This window comes from Hymenobacter aranciens, from assembly GCF_030580865.1.
In the GTDB taxonomy this organism is placed as follows: domain Bacteria; phylum Bacteroidota; class Bacteroidia; order Cytophagales; family Hymenobacteraceae; genus Hymenobacter; species Hymenobacter aranciens.
On the sequence record NZ_JAUQSY010000013.1, the window covers coordinates 122,766 to 138,676 of the forward strand.

Here is a 15,911-nt window from a genome sequence, read left to right on the forward strand (position 1 = left end):
AGTGGCCTATGCTTTCAATTACTTATCTTTGGTCGTATGCAGTACAAACTATTGTTGCTCACCCTGCCGGTGTTGTTCGTGGCCGCCCGCCCCAATAGCACCCCGCCCGTCAAAACCAGCACCCCACCGGCCACTGCGCCTACGGAAGGCACGGCCGCGCTGGCCAGGTTCAACCTGGCGCCGCTCTGGCGCATGGGCAGCGGCAGCAACGACGATAAAGTACACAACGGCTTTTTCGGCTACGGCTACCGGCGCCTGGAGCTGGTGTTCACCAGCGTGCAGCGCGACGAGAAAAACCCCGCCCTCTACCACGTGCAGGGCAAAGACCGGCGCTACAGCATCGTGCGCTCTTTCAGCGGCACCTTCACGCTCAGTGCTATCCGCAAGGCCAGCGCCGCCGATGCCGTTGACCTGACCACCGACCAGGGCCAACTCTACACTGCCACCGGCGAGTTTGTGCTACGCGAAAAAGCCAAACCTACCGACGAAGCCTACGGCACTTTCCGCGGCAAGCTGGCCGTGGACCTGGCCCGCGACGCTAACGGCCGCCTGCAGCTGGTTACCCGCACCACCAATGCTGCCACCCGCCACGGCGGTTTTCTGCTCAATGGCACCTGGACCGACGCCCGCACCGGCGCGGCCATCGACGTGCTGGTAAAGAACGGCATGGCCGTGACCTATCAAGTGTTGCAGGATTTTGAATTCGGTGGACGCAGCGTCGAAATCAATCCCAAATACACCCGCGTGGGCTGGGACGGCTACTGGAGCAACGAAGAATGGTGGGCCGAAAAGCCCGTAGCCCGGCGCTAAAACGGCCCGCACAAAATTATTAGCTAAATGAATTAGTAACTTTGCGTCGCTGTTGCTAACTTCACGAGCCGAAACTGCGTTGATACCTACGCCCACCTTTCGACTCCCGCCCCGCTAATGATTAACACGAACCTCAAATTCTGGCGCCGCGAGCTGGCCCTCACGCAAGCCCAGATGGCCGACAAGCTCGGCATCAAACGCTCTCTCGTAGGTGCGTACGAAGAAGGCCGCGCTGAGCCCCGGCTCAGCACCCTCGTCAATATGGCCCGTCTGTTCGGCATTTCGCTCGACCAACTGGTGACCACTGACTTCAGCAAGCGCAAAAATGCGAAGGCCGCCGCCAGCATGCGCCAGCTGGTTCCCGTGGCCGAAGGTGGCGACGACGAGCCCACCGAGCCCAGCCCGGCCGGCGGCAAGCTCCGCATCCTGGCCCTGACGGTCGATAAAGACCAGAACGAGAACATCGAGTGGGTGCCCCAGAAGGCCGCCGCCGGCTACCTCAACGGCTACGCCGACCCCGAGTACCTGGAGGTGCTGCCCAAATTCCGGCTGCCGATGCTGCCCCCCACGGGCACCTACCGTGCCTTCGAAATCTCCGGCGACTCGATGCTGCCCATTGCCAGCGGCACTGTCATCGTGGGCCGCTATGTGGATGAGTGGCAGACGCTGAAGGATGGCACCCCCTGCATCGTGGTGAGCAACCGCGACGGCATCGTGTTCAAGCGTGTGTATAACAAACTGCGCCAGAACGCCATGTTTGCCCTACACTCCGACAACCAACAGTATTCGCCCTACGACATCAACGCCAACGACGTGTTGGAAATCTGGGAAGCCAAGAGCTACATCAGTAGTACGTTTCCCATTGCCGATTTGTCACTGGAGCGCGTAGCCAGCCTCGTACTCGACTTGCAGCAGCAGGTGGCCATGCTGCGTAAAGCGTAAGGCAATGTTCCTTTCGGGCATTGCCGATGAAGCCCTTCCGTACCCACGGGAGGGCTTTGTTGTTCTGTGGTGCGAAATTCCAACGTCAAAAAGGCCTTAGTCGAGGCGAATTAGTACGTATTTACCGCAGCTTACTTAACTTCGGGCCGCAGCGCCGCGTATGCGGCCTGACTCTATCCCCCGCCATCCCATGCTCACCTATATTCCCGCTGCCGACCGTCACCATGCTGCCCCCGCCGCGTGGCTGAATAGCTACTTCCTGTTTTCGTTCGCCGATTATTTCGACCGCGGCAACATGCACTTCGGCCCGCTCCGAGTGTTCAACGATGACAACATTGCGGCGCAGTCGGGCTTTCCGCAGCATCCTCATTCTGAGATGGAAATCGTGACGCTGGTGCTTGACGGCGAAATTACGCACCAGGATACGATGGGTAACAAAACCACCATCAAGGCCGGCGAGGTGCAGCGCATGACGGCCGGCACCGGCCTGGCGCATTCCGAGATGAATCGGCAGGACAAGCCTCTGCACCTTTACCAGTTGTGGTTCATTCCCAGCCAGCGCGGCCTGGCACCCAGCTACGAGCAGAAAGACCTGGGCTTCCTCGGTGGCGACAAAAACAAGCTGGTGCCTCTAGTGACAGGCCAGAAAGTGCTGGAAGACGTGGTGTACATGAATTCCAACAGCACCATTTACTGGGCCAACTTGGACGAAGGCAAGGATATCGAATTCAAAACCTTTCCCATTCGCCTGACTTTCATCTACGTGAAGGAAGGCAACCTCGTAGTGAACGGAACGGCCCTCAACCCCAACGACCAGGCGCGCATGACGGGCGACGACGTAGTGCAAATCCGCGCCTCGAAGGACGCGCAGTTTATTCTGATTGATTTACCGGCTTCGGAGGCAAATTATTAAGTAACTTATAGCAAATGCCAATTACACGTAGTGTCGACCAACCTAGCGCGACGTTGGAGCAATTCTACGTTCAAATTGGTGAGGGGAATTCTCATTCTCAGGACGTAGCCGAAAATATGCTACGCTTCTTGGCAATGGTAAATGAGATGTTTAAGGAAACTCAGTTGTGGGGCTTGACTTCTCTTGCCCGGCTGGTTATCCAGAATGCCAGCAATTGGGAGTCCAGCTGGTTTATTATCGTTGTAAGTGCCGGGGCACAAGAGTATTATGTTGAGTATTTACTGCCGGCCGATAAAAGTCCGTGGAAGGGCGCCTACGTGAAGGGAGAAGCTGCCTCGCTGGAGGAAGCAAAGAAGTACCTGCTAATTGCAATGCGGGAAAGCCAGGGCTGGGTGGGCAACCAAGAACTGGCGCGGCTGCTACAGGGCATCTGAAAGAGCAAAAAATAAGCGGTAGCACGCCTACCACCGCTTATAAATAAGAAAAAATAGTCCTGCAGAACGTTGATTTACTATTATATATTATACGCAATACCAGCCGAAAAGCCCGTCGATTGGCCGAGGTTGCGGCCGGCTACGTAGCGGCTCACGCCCAACGTGAGGCCGAGGCCCTTGGCGATGGGGCGGAAGGCACTGGCGCCAATGCGTACATAATCAACGCGTGTGGCGGGGAAAAAGCCGTCGAAGCCGGGTTGGATGACGTCGGTGCCGCCGTTTGATTTCTGGACCGAGACGTAGGCATCGATGTAGGTTTTGGGGCCGGCGTAGCCAACTTTGCCCTCGCTGATGAAAGCGTTGGGTACGCGGCCGCTACGTAGGCTATAGCCCGCCTGCCCGGTCACAAATACGCCCGACACAGTTTTGAGGTGCAACAGGCCTGAGGCGGCTACTTTAGTGGCGCGGTTGCCGATGGCGATAATGTACTCGAGACCAGTGTTCGACTGGTAATTGCTGGCGGGCGTGCTCACGCCCACGACGCCCATCACGTCGAGAATGCTGTTGCCTAGTTCTTTGGAATAGCTTTTGAACTTGAGGGCGCCGGTGATATCCTGCAGACCTTCGCGGGAATTGGTGTAGTTACCCGTAGTGAAGGCGCGGATATTCGCCTGACCCTCGGAGCGGATGTAGGGCAGGGTGACGATGACGTCAATCTTGTCGGTGATGCCGTAGGTGGCGTACAGATTGAGCGAGTTGATGCGGATTTCGTTGAAAATCGGCACGCCATCAACCTTTTCCGGTACCAGGAATACGTTGTGGTATTGCTCGGTAGTACCCGAAATAACGACCGAGCCGTGGCCCTTGCCGGCCATGAAGCCGCCCACGATGCTTTGGCTGTGAGCCGCAAAGGAGAAGCTGAGAGCTAGGCTCAGCAGGCTGAGCGAAGAGTACGTATGAGCCATAAGGAACTACTGGTTTGCAGAAGCGGATACCAAGCTACGGCGCAGCATTGGATTTTTCCAAAAAACATAAAATGCGAGCGGTTCCCAAAATGAGAATCGGCAGACGTACGTAAGGTCGTCGGTAATCGGATTTATGGGAGCGCAATCCGAAGCGAGAAAAATTTCGTTACTTCATGGCTCATTTTACCTAGAGCAGCAGTGGGCTGCTCTTTTTTGCCGTAATCCCATGAATTACTTTTTCATAAGCAAAGTGCTTGGCCTGTGCTTGAGCCTGGCTTTCCTGACTGCCTGCGATAAGAAAGACGACGAAGCCCCGTCGATTGCCAGCATCGCCGTGGCCAACCCGGATTTCCAGGTATTGGAAGATGCTGCCATTCGGGGTGATGTGGCCATTGTTCTATCCAATAAAAATCTAAATGACCCGGCGGGCAACTATACCGTGTTTGCGCCGACTAATGCCGCGTTTGCGCGGCTGGGTTTGGTGCAGGCGGCCGATTTGGATGCCCTGCAGAAACCGTTTCTCACGAACACGCTATTGTACCACGTGGCGGGAGGATTGCTGCCCGGCAGCAGCCTGCAGCCGGGTGGCAGCTCGCCCTCGGCGCTGTCGGGCCTGACCCGGCGCTACATCAAGCGCGGCAACGACCTGTATGTGAACGGCTCGAAAATTCTGGCTACCGATGTGAAGGCGGCCAATGGCGTGGTGCACGTAATTGACAAGGTATTGCTGGCTACGGGGGGCAATGTGGTAGAGTCGGCCGTTGCTTTGCAATCGGGTGGCGCATTTGTGAAGCCCGAGCTGACGTTTCTGGTAGCGGCCGTGCTGCATTGCAATCTGCAGGGGCTGCTGTCGCAGCCCGGCAACAACTACACGGTATTTGCGCCTACCGACCAGGCTTTCAAGGATGCCGGTATTCCCAGCATCGACGCCATCAACCAGATGGATGTGGCGGTGCTGACGGGCATCCTGGCTAATCATGTACTGTATAATAACGCGGGAACCAACTTGCTGCTGGGCGACAAATTCACCTCGGAACTGCCGGAAAATACGGCCGTTCCGGCCTTCGGCGGCGCGCAGTTGCAACTGGGGCCGTTCAATAACGGCACACTGACGGTGAAGGGCCCCGGCAACACTGCACCGGCCAACATGGTTATTCCCGACGTGCAGTGCACCAATGGGGTGGTTCACGTTATCGACAAGGTTTTGCTGTAATTTGGGGCTCCTTTCCCAAACGTGTATAGTTCCCGAAACCCTACCCGGCGCCGGGGGCGAATAGCTTTTGCAGTAATGAAAAACCTACTCTCCCTGGCGGGTATTGTGTTGCTTATCTGGCTGCTGCCCGGTTGGACTTTGGCGCAGGCCCCGAAAGGCGGCACTGGCCTGGCGGGCACCTGGAAGGGGCCGCTGGCGGTGCCCGGCGGCGCCCAGCCCATTCAGATTACGGTGCAGGAAGCGACGGCGGGCCGGCCCACGGCCGAGCTACTGCTGCCGGTGAAGAAAATGGCCCGCTACCCCATGACGGTGACGCTGCGGGGCGACTCGGTGGAATTTTTTGCGGCCACGGCGGAGTGCCGCTTTACCTGCCGCCGCTCGGTGGATGGCAGCGAGCTGCGCGGCAAGTGGCGGCAGACGGGTTTCAAAGCCCCGCTGACGCTGGTGCGGGCCACGGCCGCCGGGGCCGAGGCGCCGGAAGGAACCGACCCGACCACCGCGCCGCTGTTCGTCAGCACCTACCGCACCGAGCCGGTGAAGCTCGCCAGTGGCCCGGAGAAAATAGCGCTGGGCGGCAGCCTTACCATTCCGGATGGCGACGGGCCATTTCCGGCCGTGGTGCTGCTGTCGGACCTGGGGATGCAGGACCGCGACGCCACCGTGGGCCACTACCGGCTGTTTGGCGGCTTGGCTAACTACTTGTCGCGCTACGGCATTGCGGTGCTGCGGCTCGACGACCGCGGCGTGGGCCAGTCGGGCGGCAGCACTGCCACCACTACTACCGCCGACCGCGTACAGGACGCCCAGGCCGGGCTGGCCTACCTGCGCACGCAGTCGAGCATCGACCCGGCGCACATTGGGCTGATTGGACACGGCGAGGGCGGCAACGTGGCGCTGCTGGCCGCCGGGCAGCCGCTGGCGCCCAACTTCGTGATTACGCTGGCCGCCTCGGGCCTGATGGGGCAGGAGCTGCTGGCCCGCCAACCCGAGCCCGTGAACCCCGCGGATACGGCCCAGGCTGGCGTGGCCCGCCGCAAAATGAAACGGGAAATCCTGGTGCAGGCTGAGAAGCTGCGCGCCTCCGGCTCCAACGCCGCCCAGATAGAAACTTACCTAGGGCAGCAGCAATTGAAGATGCGTAATGAGGACCGCAAGCAGGCCGAGGCCATGCTAAAGTTTCGCCGCTCGATGCTCGAAATTGTGAAGCAAACCCCTGGTAACGACCAGGCCCAAGCTATTGTGGTGAACATGCTGCGCCAGCGCTACCCCGACGAAAACCCCGCCGTGCTGCGCACGCGGGCCGTCGATTTTACCTCGCCCTGGAACCGCTCCTTCGTGCGTTTCGACCCGCGCCTGGAGCTAGGCAAGGTGCAGTGCCCCGTGCTGCTGCTGCAGGGCACCGACGATATCGAGGTGGAAGCCGAGCCGAACCTGGCGGCGCTGGAGAAAGGCCTGAAGAACAATAAGAAGCTGACGGTCCGCCGGTTGCTAGGTGTCAATCACCAGTTTCAGGCGCCGGCGGCGCAGCTGCTGGCTAGCGCCGATGGGCAGAAATCGGAGCCGATTATTGCGCCGGCGATGCTGGAGGCGGTGCGCGACTGGGTGTCGCAGCAGGCGAAGTAAGAACAAACAGAACGTCATCCTGAGCGTAACGAAAGGACCTCGTCAACGTCGTAAGCAATCCTAATTGTTAGGGTTTGCTATCACAAGCCAGATGCTTCATCACCGCTTGATGCGCGGAATGTTCAGCATGACATCTTTTTAGCTCCTCACTTTATCATGTCACCCGTCAGCAAATGGCAGTCCTTGTACTTGCGGCCGCTGCCGCAGGGGCAGGGCGAGTTGCGGCCGAGCTTGCCGCGGCTGCGCAGGCGCTTGAGCCACTCGCGCGGGTCCACGGCTAAGCCCAGGAAGCGCTTCTTGGGGTTTTGCCGGAAGGCGCGGCTGAGGAGGTCGTAGAGCTCGGGGTGATGCTCCTGCAGGGCCTCGGGCTTTTCGAAAAAATACTCGGTGACGACGGCGAAAAACTCGGCTTCGTTGGTGCCGGCGTAGTCGTTGATTTCGGATTTGCCGGCCCGGATGGCGGCAATTTCGCGCTGCATTACCTCGGCCCAGGGGCGGAGCAGTTCGGGCGGGAGGGTGGCCTTGGGGATACCATCAATTTCGCCATCGGCTTCGTCGAGCAGGTGGGCAAATTCGTGGACGCCCACATTCTGGCGGTCGAGGCCGTCGCGGAAGCCTTGTTCGAGCGAGGCTTTGGAAAGGCGCATGTAGTGGTGGTTCTGAAAGCCTTGCACCGAGCCGAGCAAGGTGCCCTGCAGCGGACGCAGCTCCTTACCAGGGTCGTTGGCGAGCTGCCAGGCGTCGGGCACGATGAGCACCTCGCCCAGGTTGCGATACTCCCAGTCGCGGAAGCCAAAGATAGGAATCAGGGCCGAGGCGGCGACCAGCAGCCGGGTGGCGTCATCGACTTCGGTCTGAATGCCGGTGATGCGCGTGGCGGCCAGGAACAACTGCACCTGCCGCTCGAAATGCTGTTTTTCAGGCTCATTCAGAGCCAGATAGAAGGCTACCCGTTCACTAAGAATAGTTCGCCAGGCGGCCGGAAACTCCTGGGCCAGCGCGGCCGCGCGCAGACGTGAGTCGGCGGTGGCGTAGCGGTAGAAAGCGTAGACGATGGCGGCCAGCACGGCCAGCGAAACGAAATAGGGCATGGGCGGCTTTAACGGCCGCCGGCGGCGGAGGTTGGCTGCTTCGGGGCATCGGGATTGCGGCCCAGGCGGTAAGCTGTGGCCAGACGCAGCGCGTAGCCCGTGCCAAATAGTCGCTGGCTGAAGTCGCCCCCACCTTCAACGTTATACAGCTGGGCATCGGCGCTGATGGTGAGGCGCTGCTGCCGCCAGCCCAGCACGAAGTGAGGCAGCAGCGCGGGCGGCGCATACTCTTGGCTCTTAAGCTCGTCAGCGGTAGCTGTGCCGGCCGTCACCACGGGAGCCAGCACCCAGGCCAGCTCGTAGCCGAAGCCGAAAAGCACCTGCTGCTCGCGTGGCAGCGGATATAAAAAACGCACCCCCAGCCGGGCCGTGCCCAGCCAGGCGCGGTACTGAAAGGTAGGCGGGCCAAAGAACTGGAACCCCTGACTCTGAAATCGCTGCAGGCTGAATTCGCCGGTGAAGGCGCTGACGCGGCCCGGCTGCAGCAGGTCGGCGTAGAGGCCTGCGAAAGGATGCAGACCGCAATCGACGCAGGGCACGGCGGCAGGCACACCCAGGTTGGGAATGTGATGGTAGCGTCCCCCGGCCAGCACGCCGCCCCGTAGCGCCATGCGGCGGCGGGGACTGGCCTGGGCCACCCAGTGGCGGCCGGCCTGGCGGGCAGGAGTACACTGCTCGTTGTAAGTGAGCACCACGGCGGTTAGGTCGTCGGCCGTGAAAGCGGTGTGTTGCAGCGCGGCGAAGGCCGCCGGGCAGGTGCCGAAGTAGGTGCCCAGCTGGCCGCGGTAGTTGTTGCCGTCGGCGGTGGCCCAGGAGCCGGTGGCCAGCTGCCGCAGGTACTGCCGCTCGCTCAGCTCCAGCACGGGATGGCCGGGCTGCAGCAGGAAGTAGTGCGTGGCGCTCGGCAACCGCACCCGCAGCAGGCTGAGGTGGCCTTCGACCAGCACCTCGGCCAGCAGCGAGTCGGTTTGTACATCATAGTGCAGGCCCCGCTCGAGGCGGTCGAGGTGGGTGTGGGCGGCGTGGTCGACGGGCAGGGCCAGGTAGCGGAAGTAGCGCCCGCCGGTGAACTGCACCGCCCGCAGCTGCCGCGGCTGAAACAGCTGGCTGGCACTGCCGGCCGTGGCCCGGTAGTGAATAAACGGCGGCGGCTCCCGCCAGAAGCCATTTTCTATCTCGCCGCGCAGCGTGTCGCCGTTGCTGCGCACCAGCCAGCCCGGCTCGTACACTTGGGCAAGGCTGCCGAAAGTGATACACGAAAAGAACAGTAGCAAAAGTAAACGAAGCAGCATAGGCTATTAATTTTCTGCCGGAAGTAAGGGCAAGTGTGGGCTCAGCCGCTCGCACAGCAGGGCAATGAGCTGAACATCGCCAAACTGATATTTATCGGGAATGCGCAGGATGATGAGCGGTTTGCCGCGCAGCTCGGCGGCGAACTTCTCGCGCAGGCGGTCGGCGTGGCGGCGCTCCATCACGAAAATGACCTCGGCCCAGCCCAGGTGGCCGGCCGTGACGCGCACCCGCGCGCCGGGCTCGGTGCCGGCTGAGCGGGCTTCGTAGTATGGGTGGTCGTCGAAGAGGCCTTCGGCGGTAAGGCTGCGCCACTTGTTCTGGCTGCAGATGAAAAGGATTTGCATGTAGCGTATGGAAGAAATCAGCACGTGTACCCCGAACCGAAGGTCGGGGTACACGTGCTTACCGCACCACGGCCACCTTCACCTTCTTGCCCTTTACCTTGGCGCCGTCCATGCGGGCTTGCACCTCAGCAGCTACTTCTTCGGGCACGGCTACGAAGCTGTAGTGGTCGAACACCTCGATGCGGCCCACGGCTTCGCGCTCCAGGCCGCCGAGGCTGACGAAGGCGCCGGCCAAGTCGCCGCGGCTGATTTTCTCACGCTTGCCGGCCGACACGTGCAGCGTGACGGTGCTCGGGCGCGGGGGCTTGGGCAGGGCGGCCGGCAGGGGCGGGGGCGTGAGGCGGGCCCACTGCACGCTGCTGGTCACGGGCCAGGGCTGGATTTTGTGCTGCTCGGGCGTGGTGAGCAGCAGGTGGGCGGTGCCGGTGGCCCCGGCGCGGGCCGTGCGCCCGGCGCGGTGCTGGAAGGTGTCGGCATCGTGGGGCGGGTCGAACTGCACCACCGTGCCGAGGTCGTTGATGTCGAGGCCGCGAGCGGCTACGTCGGTGGCCACCAGGATGTGGATGGAGCCGTTGCGCAGCTTCAGCATGGCCTTGTCGCGCTCGGGCTGCAGCATTTTGCCGTGCAGGGCGTCGGCCAGCAGGCCCCGGCCGCGCAGGAAGCGGGCCAGCTCCTCCACCCGGTCGCGGGTGTTAGCGAAGATGAGGCTTTTGCCGGCCTCGGGCTGGCTCACGAGGTGATAGAGGGCGGCGGGCTTCTGGTTTTCGGCGGCTAGCAGGTGGCCGTGGATGGTGAGGTTTTCGGGCAGGCGGCTGCCTTCCTGCTCCCCGCCGGCGTTCATCACGCGGGGCTTGGTGAGGTGCTCGCGCACCAGGTTCAGCACCTTATCGGGCATAGTGGCCGAGAACAACAGCGTCTGCCGGCGGCGTGGCAAGCGGCTGATGATGGTGGCCATTTCCTCCTGGAAGCCCAGGTCGAGCAGCTTGTCGGCCTCGTCAAGCACCAGGCTCTTAATCTGGTTCGGGATGAAGGTGCGGCGCTCGAGGTGGTCGAGCAGGCGGCCGGGCGTGGCCACGATGATGTGCGGCAGCTGGTGTTCCTGCATGCCTTTCACCTCGTCGCGCATGGCGTGGCCGCCGTAGTAGCCGGCCACGCGCAGGTTGGGCAGGTGCTTGCCGAGGCTCTTGATGGCGTCGCGCACCTGCAGCACCAGCTCGCGGGCGGGCACCAGCACGATGGCCTGCACCTGCGGCAGAGCCACGTCGACTTGCTGGAGGATGGCCAGGCCGTAAGCGGCGGTTTTGCCCGAGCCGGTGGGGGCCTGCCCGGCCACGTCCTGGCCGTCGAGCACGGCGGGCAGCACCAGGGTTTGCACCGGGGTGGGCTCGGTGAAGCTCAAATCGGCCAGCCCGGCCAGCAGGGCGGGGGCGAGGCCGAAGGCGGCGAAAGGGGAGGCGGCGGGGGAGTCAGGAGTTTGCACGGGGCAAAGGTACCGCTATTGCGCCCGTTGCCTTTTGGTCGGAAGGGCTAACCCGGTCGGGATGGCACCCGGTCCGCATCGACAGGCATCCCGACTAGGTCGGGATGGCACCCGGTCCGCGTCGATAGGCATCCCCACCTGGTCGGGATGCTCACTCGTCCGCATCGATAGGCATCCCGACCCGGTGGGGGTGGGCACTCGTCCGCATCGATAGGCATCCCGACTCGGTGGGGATGCTCACTCGTCCGGACGAGTAGGCATCCCCACCAGGTCGGGACGTTTTTTGCGTTTGCCGGCTGCCGGTTCCTCGTCCTCCACGTTCACCAGCCGGTAGCGCACGGCCGACTTCTTGGGCCGGATATCGAGCCCGATGCGGTGGGCGTAGGCCTTGGTGAAGGCAGCGCCGAAGTAGAATATCATGGCCGAGTAGAACACGAACAGCAGCACCAGCACCAGGCTGGAGGCCGGCCCATACACCGGCCCCAAATCCTGCGCTACCAGCACTTTGCCCAACACAAACTCGCCCAGGCTGATGAGTAGCGCCGTGAGCGCCGCCCCGCGCGTGACGGCCCGCCAGGGTACCTTTGCCAGACTCAGCGTACGAAAGGTGAGCCCAAACCAGGTGGCCAGAATCAGCCAGCCTACCAGCGCATTGAGCCCCCGCACGAGGTAATACACGAAGGTAGCGTCGAAGTCCTCGATAAGGCCGGCGAAGACGTTGAGCGCCGCATCGGCCGTGAAGGCCAGAATGGACAGCAGCGCCGTAGCCAGCAAAATGCCCAGCGCCCGCGCCCGCTCACGCAGGGCCAACGACACCTGCCCGGCACTGCGCCGGGGCCGTACGTGCCAAAGCTGATTGAGCGAGTGCTGAATGATGGTAAAGAGCGTGGTAGCGATGAAAAGCAGAAATACGAAGCCCAGCACCGTGACGAGGTGGCTGCGGTCGGGCGAGGCCACGTTGTGCACAATCTGGGCCACCAGGCCAGCGGCCGGGGCGCCCAGCAGGTTGCTGATTTTGGTGAGCAGCATGAGGCGCACCAGCGAGGCCGAGTAGAGTGAGCCCAGCACCGCAATGAGGATGATGAGGATGGGCGGCAGGGCAAACGAGGTGAAAAACGCCGTGGCCGCGCCCAGCCGCAAGGGGTCGGCGGCGCCCAGCTCGCGGCCGGCGCGGTGCAGCAGAATGGGCAGCTCGCGCCACCAAGGGCCCGGCAGCTCGGCGGGCGGGGTTACTTTTGCCATGAATTATACCTTATTCGGCGCGGAGCCGGCAGTGGGCGAAGATACGCGCCCTGCTCCCGCGCCGTTCCCTACATGTCCGATTCTTCTCTTCCGCCGCCCGCGCCTGCCGGCGGCTGGCTGCGCCGCCGCGTGGTGCAGCCTTTCCTCAACCTGCTCAAGCAGGGCCTGGCGCCCGAGCAGCTGGCCCTCACGGTGGCCCTGGGCGCCATTATCGGGCTGGTGCCGTCGTGGGGCGTGACTACGCCGCTGGCCGCCTTCACGGCCCTGCGGCTGCGGCTCAATGTGGCTGCCATGCAGCTGGTGGGGCACCTGATGAGTCCCTTGCAGCTCCTGATTCTGCTGCCGGCCCTGCGGCAGGGGGCTATTTTGATGGGCAGCGTCGATGCCCGGGGCCTGACGTTTGCCCGCATCAAGTATCTCTTCAGCCACGACTGGCGCGGGGCCCTGAGCCTGCTGTGGCGGGCGCAGGTGGGGGCGCTGGCACTGTGGGCGCTGGCGGCGGGGCCGCTGGCGGTGGGGCTTTATTTTGGGCTGCGGCCGGTGTTCAGGAGGTTGGCGCGGCGGAATGTTCCGTCGCCGCAGGAGGCGCAGGCGGAACACCTCACCCCCTGACCCCCTCTCCCAAAAAAGAGGGGTACTGGTTTTGCGCGAAGCTAATTTGTGTAAAAGGGTTCAATAAAAAAGCCTGTCATTTGACAGGCTTTTTTACTTTCTATTGGCTATTTTCTATTGGCTATCGAATGACTCTGAGCCGAACCGGTGCCCCCTCTTTTTGGGAGAGGGGGCAGGGGGTGAGGTTGACGGCCGGTGCTTACTCAAACAGCACCTTCATCTCGACCCTTCTATTGCGGGCCCGGCCGGCGGCCGTTTTGTTGCTGGCCTTCGGCTTGGTCTGGCCAAACCACTCGGCCATGATGCGCTCAGTGGGGACGCCGCGCTTGGTGAGGTAGCGCTTCACGGCTTCGGCGCGCTTCTGCGAGAGCAGCAGGTTGGCGGCGGGCTTGCCTACGTTGTCGGTGTGGCCGCTCAGGCGCAGGCGAAACTCCGGCTTGGCCTGCAGCAGCTTGGCCAGGGCATTGAGCGAGGCGTACGACTTGGTGCGAATCACGTCCTTGCCGGTCAGGAACTCCAGGTTGGCGAAGGCTGTGGCAATGATTTTCTGCTCGGCCTTTTTGAGCACCGGGCAGCCGTTGTTGGTTTTCGGGCCGGGGGTTTTGGGGCACAGGTCCTTGTTGTCGGGGGTGCCGTCGGCATCGGTATCGGGCCAGGGGCAACCTTTGTTTTCGGCGGGGCCGGCCACGGCGGGGCAGCCGTCGAGGTGGTCGAAGGTGCCGTCGAGGTCGGTGTCGACGTAGGGGCAGCCCTGGTTGTCGGCGGGGCCGGCCACGGCGGGGCACTTGTCGTCGGGGTCGAAGGTGCCGTCGCCGTCGGTGTCGGGGCAGCCCTGGTGCTCGGCGGGGCCGGCGTTGTCGGGGCACTTGTCGTCGGCATCGGTGATGCCGTCGCCGTCGCGGTCGGGACAGCCTTGCAGGGCTACCACGCCGGGGTCTTCGGGGCACTTATCGTCCTTGTCGGCCACGCCGTCGCCGTCGAGGTCGGGGCAGCCCTGCAGGGCCACGGGGCCGGGCTCGGTAGGGCAGAGGTCCTCGCTGTCCTGCACGCCGTCCTTGTCGGTATCGGGGCAGCCTTTGAATTTCACGAGGCCGGGCACGTCGGGGCAAAGGTCGTCCTTGTCCTGCACGTGGTCGCCGTCGCGGTCGGGGCAGCCGCGGAATTCCCAGGTGCCCTTCACGGTGGGGCACTTGTCGAGCTTGTCGCTCACGCCATCCTTGTCTTTGTCCTTGGGCTTTTTCTTATCGAGCCCAAAGCCCAGCGAGGCGTACACATCGTAGCCCGTGATGGTGGTGGCGCCGAAGATGCCACCCAGGTTGTCGGAGCCCACCGTGAGCGGCCCCAGCCGCACCATGGCACCCACCTGAAACTTGTCGTAGTTGTTAGCCAGCATCAGCGGGACGCTCAGCTCGGCCTGGCTAAATTCGAGGCGCGGAATAAGAGCCACGCTGCTCGCGGCGCGGCTGCCGATGGTGCGGGCCGGCACCAGGTTCTGCCGCCAGGCGGCGCCCACGTAGAGGTGCTCGCGGAAGCGGTAGTCGGCCGTCAGGTTCAGGGCCGCCGGTAGCACGCTGGTAAACTGCTTGGTTTTCGAGTTAATGTTGACCAGCCGCTGCACGGTGTTGTCGAGGTCAGCCAGGCTGCGGTAGCGGATGGTATCGAGCGAGCCCAGCTGCACCGTGCCGGTGCTGGTGAGGCCGGTCTGGCGCACGTAATCCTTGTTGTTGTACACGATGCCGCCGAGGTCCACCAGCGCCAGGCCGGCCTTGAGGCGGTACTTATTAGCCGTATGGTCGGTAATCATCTCTCCGTCCATGCTGTAGTTGTAGGTGCTGGCTTTGGGCCGCCACTCGTAGGTCACGCCAATGTCGCCGCCAAAGCCGCGGCCCAGGCGGTTCTGGCCGTAGAAGTCGCCCACCTTGAAGTCGTCGCGGCGGTAGTATTCGTAGTCGGTAGTGCCGTAGGTCATCTGGCGGTCGCGCACCTGAATGCTATCCTCGTTATACACTTGGTACTGCGCGCCCTGGTTGTTGACGTAGCCGCTGCCCAGGCCCACGAGGTACTTCAGCGTCACCCCGGCTTTGATAAAATGGTCGGTGTTTTCGGTGGTGGCCAGCGCGTAGCTCAATGCAAATTCGTGGAAACCGTTTACGCTTACGTTGAAGCTGTTGTCGGTTAGCACCTGGTCGGTGAGGCCCAGGGCTTGCGCCTCGCCTAGGCCGTAGCGACCCAGGCGGGCCAGCGGCTCGCTCACGTTCACGGCCTGCGCGAAGCCCCGCACCCGGCTCGAAAACGCGATGCTCTGCTTGGGCCCCAGCGAAATAAAGAACGAAGGCAACCGCGCCTCGGCGCTGAGGGTGGCAAACTTGCTGCGGCCGTTCACCGTCTCGCGCAGGTAGTCGCGCTGAAACACCACGTTGCCGCTGCCGTCGCGGTATTCATTGCCCACCTTGCCGCGCACCAGCTGCCAGGGCGTGTAGGGCATGGCCAGCTCCAGGTAGTCGTTGTAGAAATTGACGTCGGCCCCGGCCAGGTTGATGTAGAACTTGTGGCGCGAGTCGGCGATGCTGGAAGGGTTCCAGTACAGGCCGTTGGTGCCGCTGTAGTTGCTGGTGGCCAAGCCGGTCCAGCCCTGGGCCTGGGCTGTGGTCCGGCTCATTAGCAGCCCAAAAATCAGCGCCAGGAGCGGGCGCCACGCGGTAGAGCGAAAGCAGGGTAGGGGTAGCATCAATAAAACAATTAACTAGAGGTGAACAGCAACCAGATGTAGCGCCCGGCCGCCGACCGAAACCTGCGGCAAGCCCGGCTTTACTACTACAAAATTGCAAAAAAAAAGTGGCTACCCACGCCCAGGGCCCCGTCAGGCAAGGTTGTAATTGTATTATCAGAAGGTAGTCAATAAAGTTCCGGCGCTTCCGGCTGCTTAGCAGCCAAAATTATCGGCTAGTT

Annotated in this window: 14 protein-coding genes; 7 read left to right on the forward strand and 7 right to left on the reverse strand. The window is 62.4% G+C overall.

Annotated elements, in window-relative coordinates; translation table 11 throughout:
• Positions 1–36: 36 nt before the first annotated feature.
• From Q5H93_RS18500 to Q5H93_RS18515, 4 genes are all read left to right on the forward strand, one after another.
• Positions 37–810 (forward strand): hypothetical protein, encoded by a 774-nt coding sequence (locus Q5H93_RS18500; RefSeq protein WP_305008128.1) that lies wholly within the window; start codon positions 37–39, stop codon positions 808–810.
• A gap of 117 nt (positions 811–927) precedes the next feature.
• Entirely contained in the window at positions 928–1,752 is an 825-nt protein-coding gene (locus Q5H93_RS18505; protein WP_305008129.1) for a helix-turn-helix domain-containing protein, read from the forward strand.
• Between the two features lie 190 nt (positions 1,753–1,942).
• Positions 1,943–2,665, forward strand: a complete 723-nt coding sequence (locus Q5H93_RS18510) for a pirin family protein (protein WP_305008130.1) — start codon at positions 1,943–1,945, stop codon at positions 2,663–2,665.
• Between the two features lie 53 nt (positions 2,666–2,718).
• Positions 2,719–3,099, forward strand: a complete 381-nt coding sequence (locus Q5H93_RS18515) for a hypothetical protein (RefSeq protein WP_305008131.1) — start codon at positions 2,719–2,721, stop codon at positions 3,097–3,099.
• An 80-nt stretch (positions 3,100–3,179) separates the two neighbouring features.
• On the opposite strand, the gene Q5H93_RS18520 is transcribed toward Q5H93_RS18515, so the two are convergent.
• The gene (locus Q5H93_RS18520) at positions 3,180–4,064 is read right to left on the reverse strand and encodes a hypothetical protein (protein WP_305008132.1); all 885 of its coding nucleotides are present in this window, start codon (positions 4,062–4,064) and stop codon (positions 3,180–3,182) included.
• Between the two features lie 226 nt (positions 4,065–4,290).
• On the opposite strand from Q5H93_RS18520, the gene Q5H93_RS18525 reads away from it, so the two are divergent.
• The gene (locus tag Q5H93_RS18525; RefSeq protein WP_305008133.1) at positions 4,291–5,277 is read left to right on the forward strand and encodes a fasciclin domain-containing protein; all 987 of its coding nucleotides are present in this window, start codon (positions 4,291–4,293) and stop codon (positions 5,275–5,277) included.
• Positions 5,278–5,352: 75 nt separating this feature from the next.
• Positions 5,353–6,900: an alpha/beta hydrolase family protein gene (locus Q5H93_RS18530; RefSeq protein WP_305008134.1), complete on the forward strand. Its 1,548-nt coding sequence runs from the start codon at positions 5,353–5,355 to the stop codon at positions 6,898–6,900.
• Positions 6,901–7,046: 146 nt separating this feature from the next.
• On the opposite strand, the gene Q5H93_RS18535 is transcribed toward Q5H93_RS18530, so the two are convergent.
• From Q5H93_RS18535 to Q5H93_RS18555, 5 genes are all read right to left on the reverse strand, one after another.
• The gene (locus tag Q5H93_RS18535) at positions 7,047–7,991 is read right to left on the reverse strand and encodes a zinc-dependent peptidase (RefSeq protein ID WP_305008135.1); all 945 of its coding nucleotides are present in this window, start codon (positions 7,989–7,991) and stop codon (positions 7,047–7,049) included.
• Positions 7,992–7,999: 8 nt separating this feature from the next.
• Positions 8,000–9,283 (reverse strand): hypothetical protein, encoded by a 1,284-nt coding sequence (locus Q5H93_RS18540; RefSeq protein ID WP_305008136.1) that lies wholly within the window; start codon positions 9,281–9,283, stop codon positions 8,000–8,002.
• 6 nt (positions 9,284–9,289) lie between these two features.
• Complete coding sequence (locus Q5H93_RS18545) at positions 9,290–9,628, reverse strand: low molecular weight protein tyrosine phosphatase family protein (RefSeq protein ID WP_305008137.1); 339 nt, start codon at positions 9,626–9,628, stop codon at positions 9,290–9,292.
• 58 nt (positions 9,629–9,686) lie between these two features.
• Complete coding sequence (locus tag Q5H93_RS18550; protein WP_305008138.1) at positions 9,687–11,108, reverse strand: DEAD/DEAH box helicase; 1,422 nt, start codon at positions 11,106–11,108, stop codon at positions 9,687–9,689.
• A gap of 237 nt (positions 11,109–11,345) precedes the next feature.
• Positions 11,346–12,350 (reverse strand): YihY/virulence factor BrkB family protein, encoded by a 1,005-nt coding sequence (locus tag Q5H93_RS18555; RefSeq protein ID WP_305008139.1) that lies wholly within the window; start codon positions 12,348–12,350, stop codon positions 11,346–11,348.
• 72 nt (positions 12,351–12,422) lie between these two features.
• Between Q5H93_RS18555 and Q5H93_RS18560 the strand changes: the two genes are divergently transcribed.
• Positions 12,423–12,962 (forward strand): DUF2062 domain-containing protein, encoded by a 540-nt coding sequence (locus Q5H93_RS18560; RefSeq protein WP_305008140.1) that lies wholly within the window; start codon positions 12,423–12,425, stop codon positions 12,960–12,962.
• 199 nt (positions 12,963–13,161) lie between these two features.
• Here the strand turns inward: Q5H93_RS18560 and Q5H93_RS18565 are convergent, their stop codons facing one another.
• Complete coding sequence (locus Q5H93_RS18565; protein WP_305008141.1) at positions 13,162–15,621, reverse strand: DUF5723 family protein; 2,460 nt, start codon at positions 15,619–15,621, stop codon at positions 13,162–13,164.
• Between the last annotated feature and the right edge of the window lie 290 nt (positions 15,622–15,911).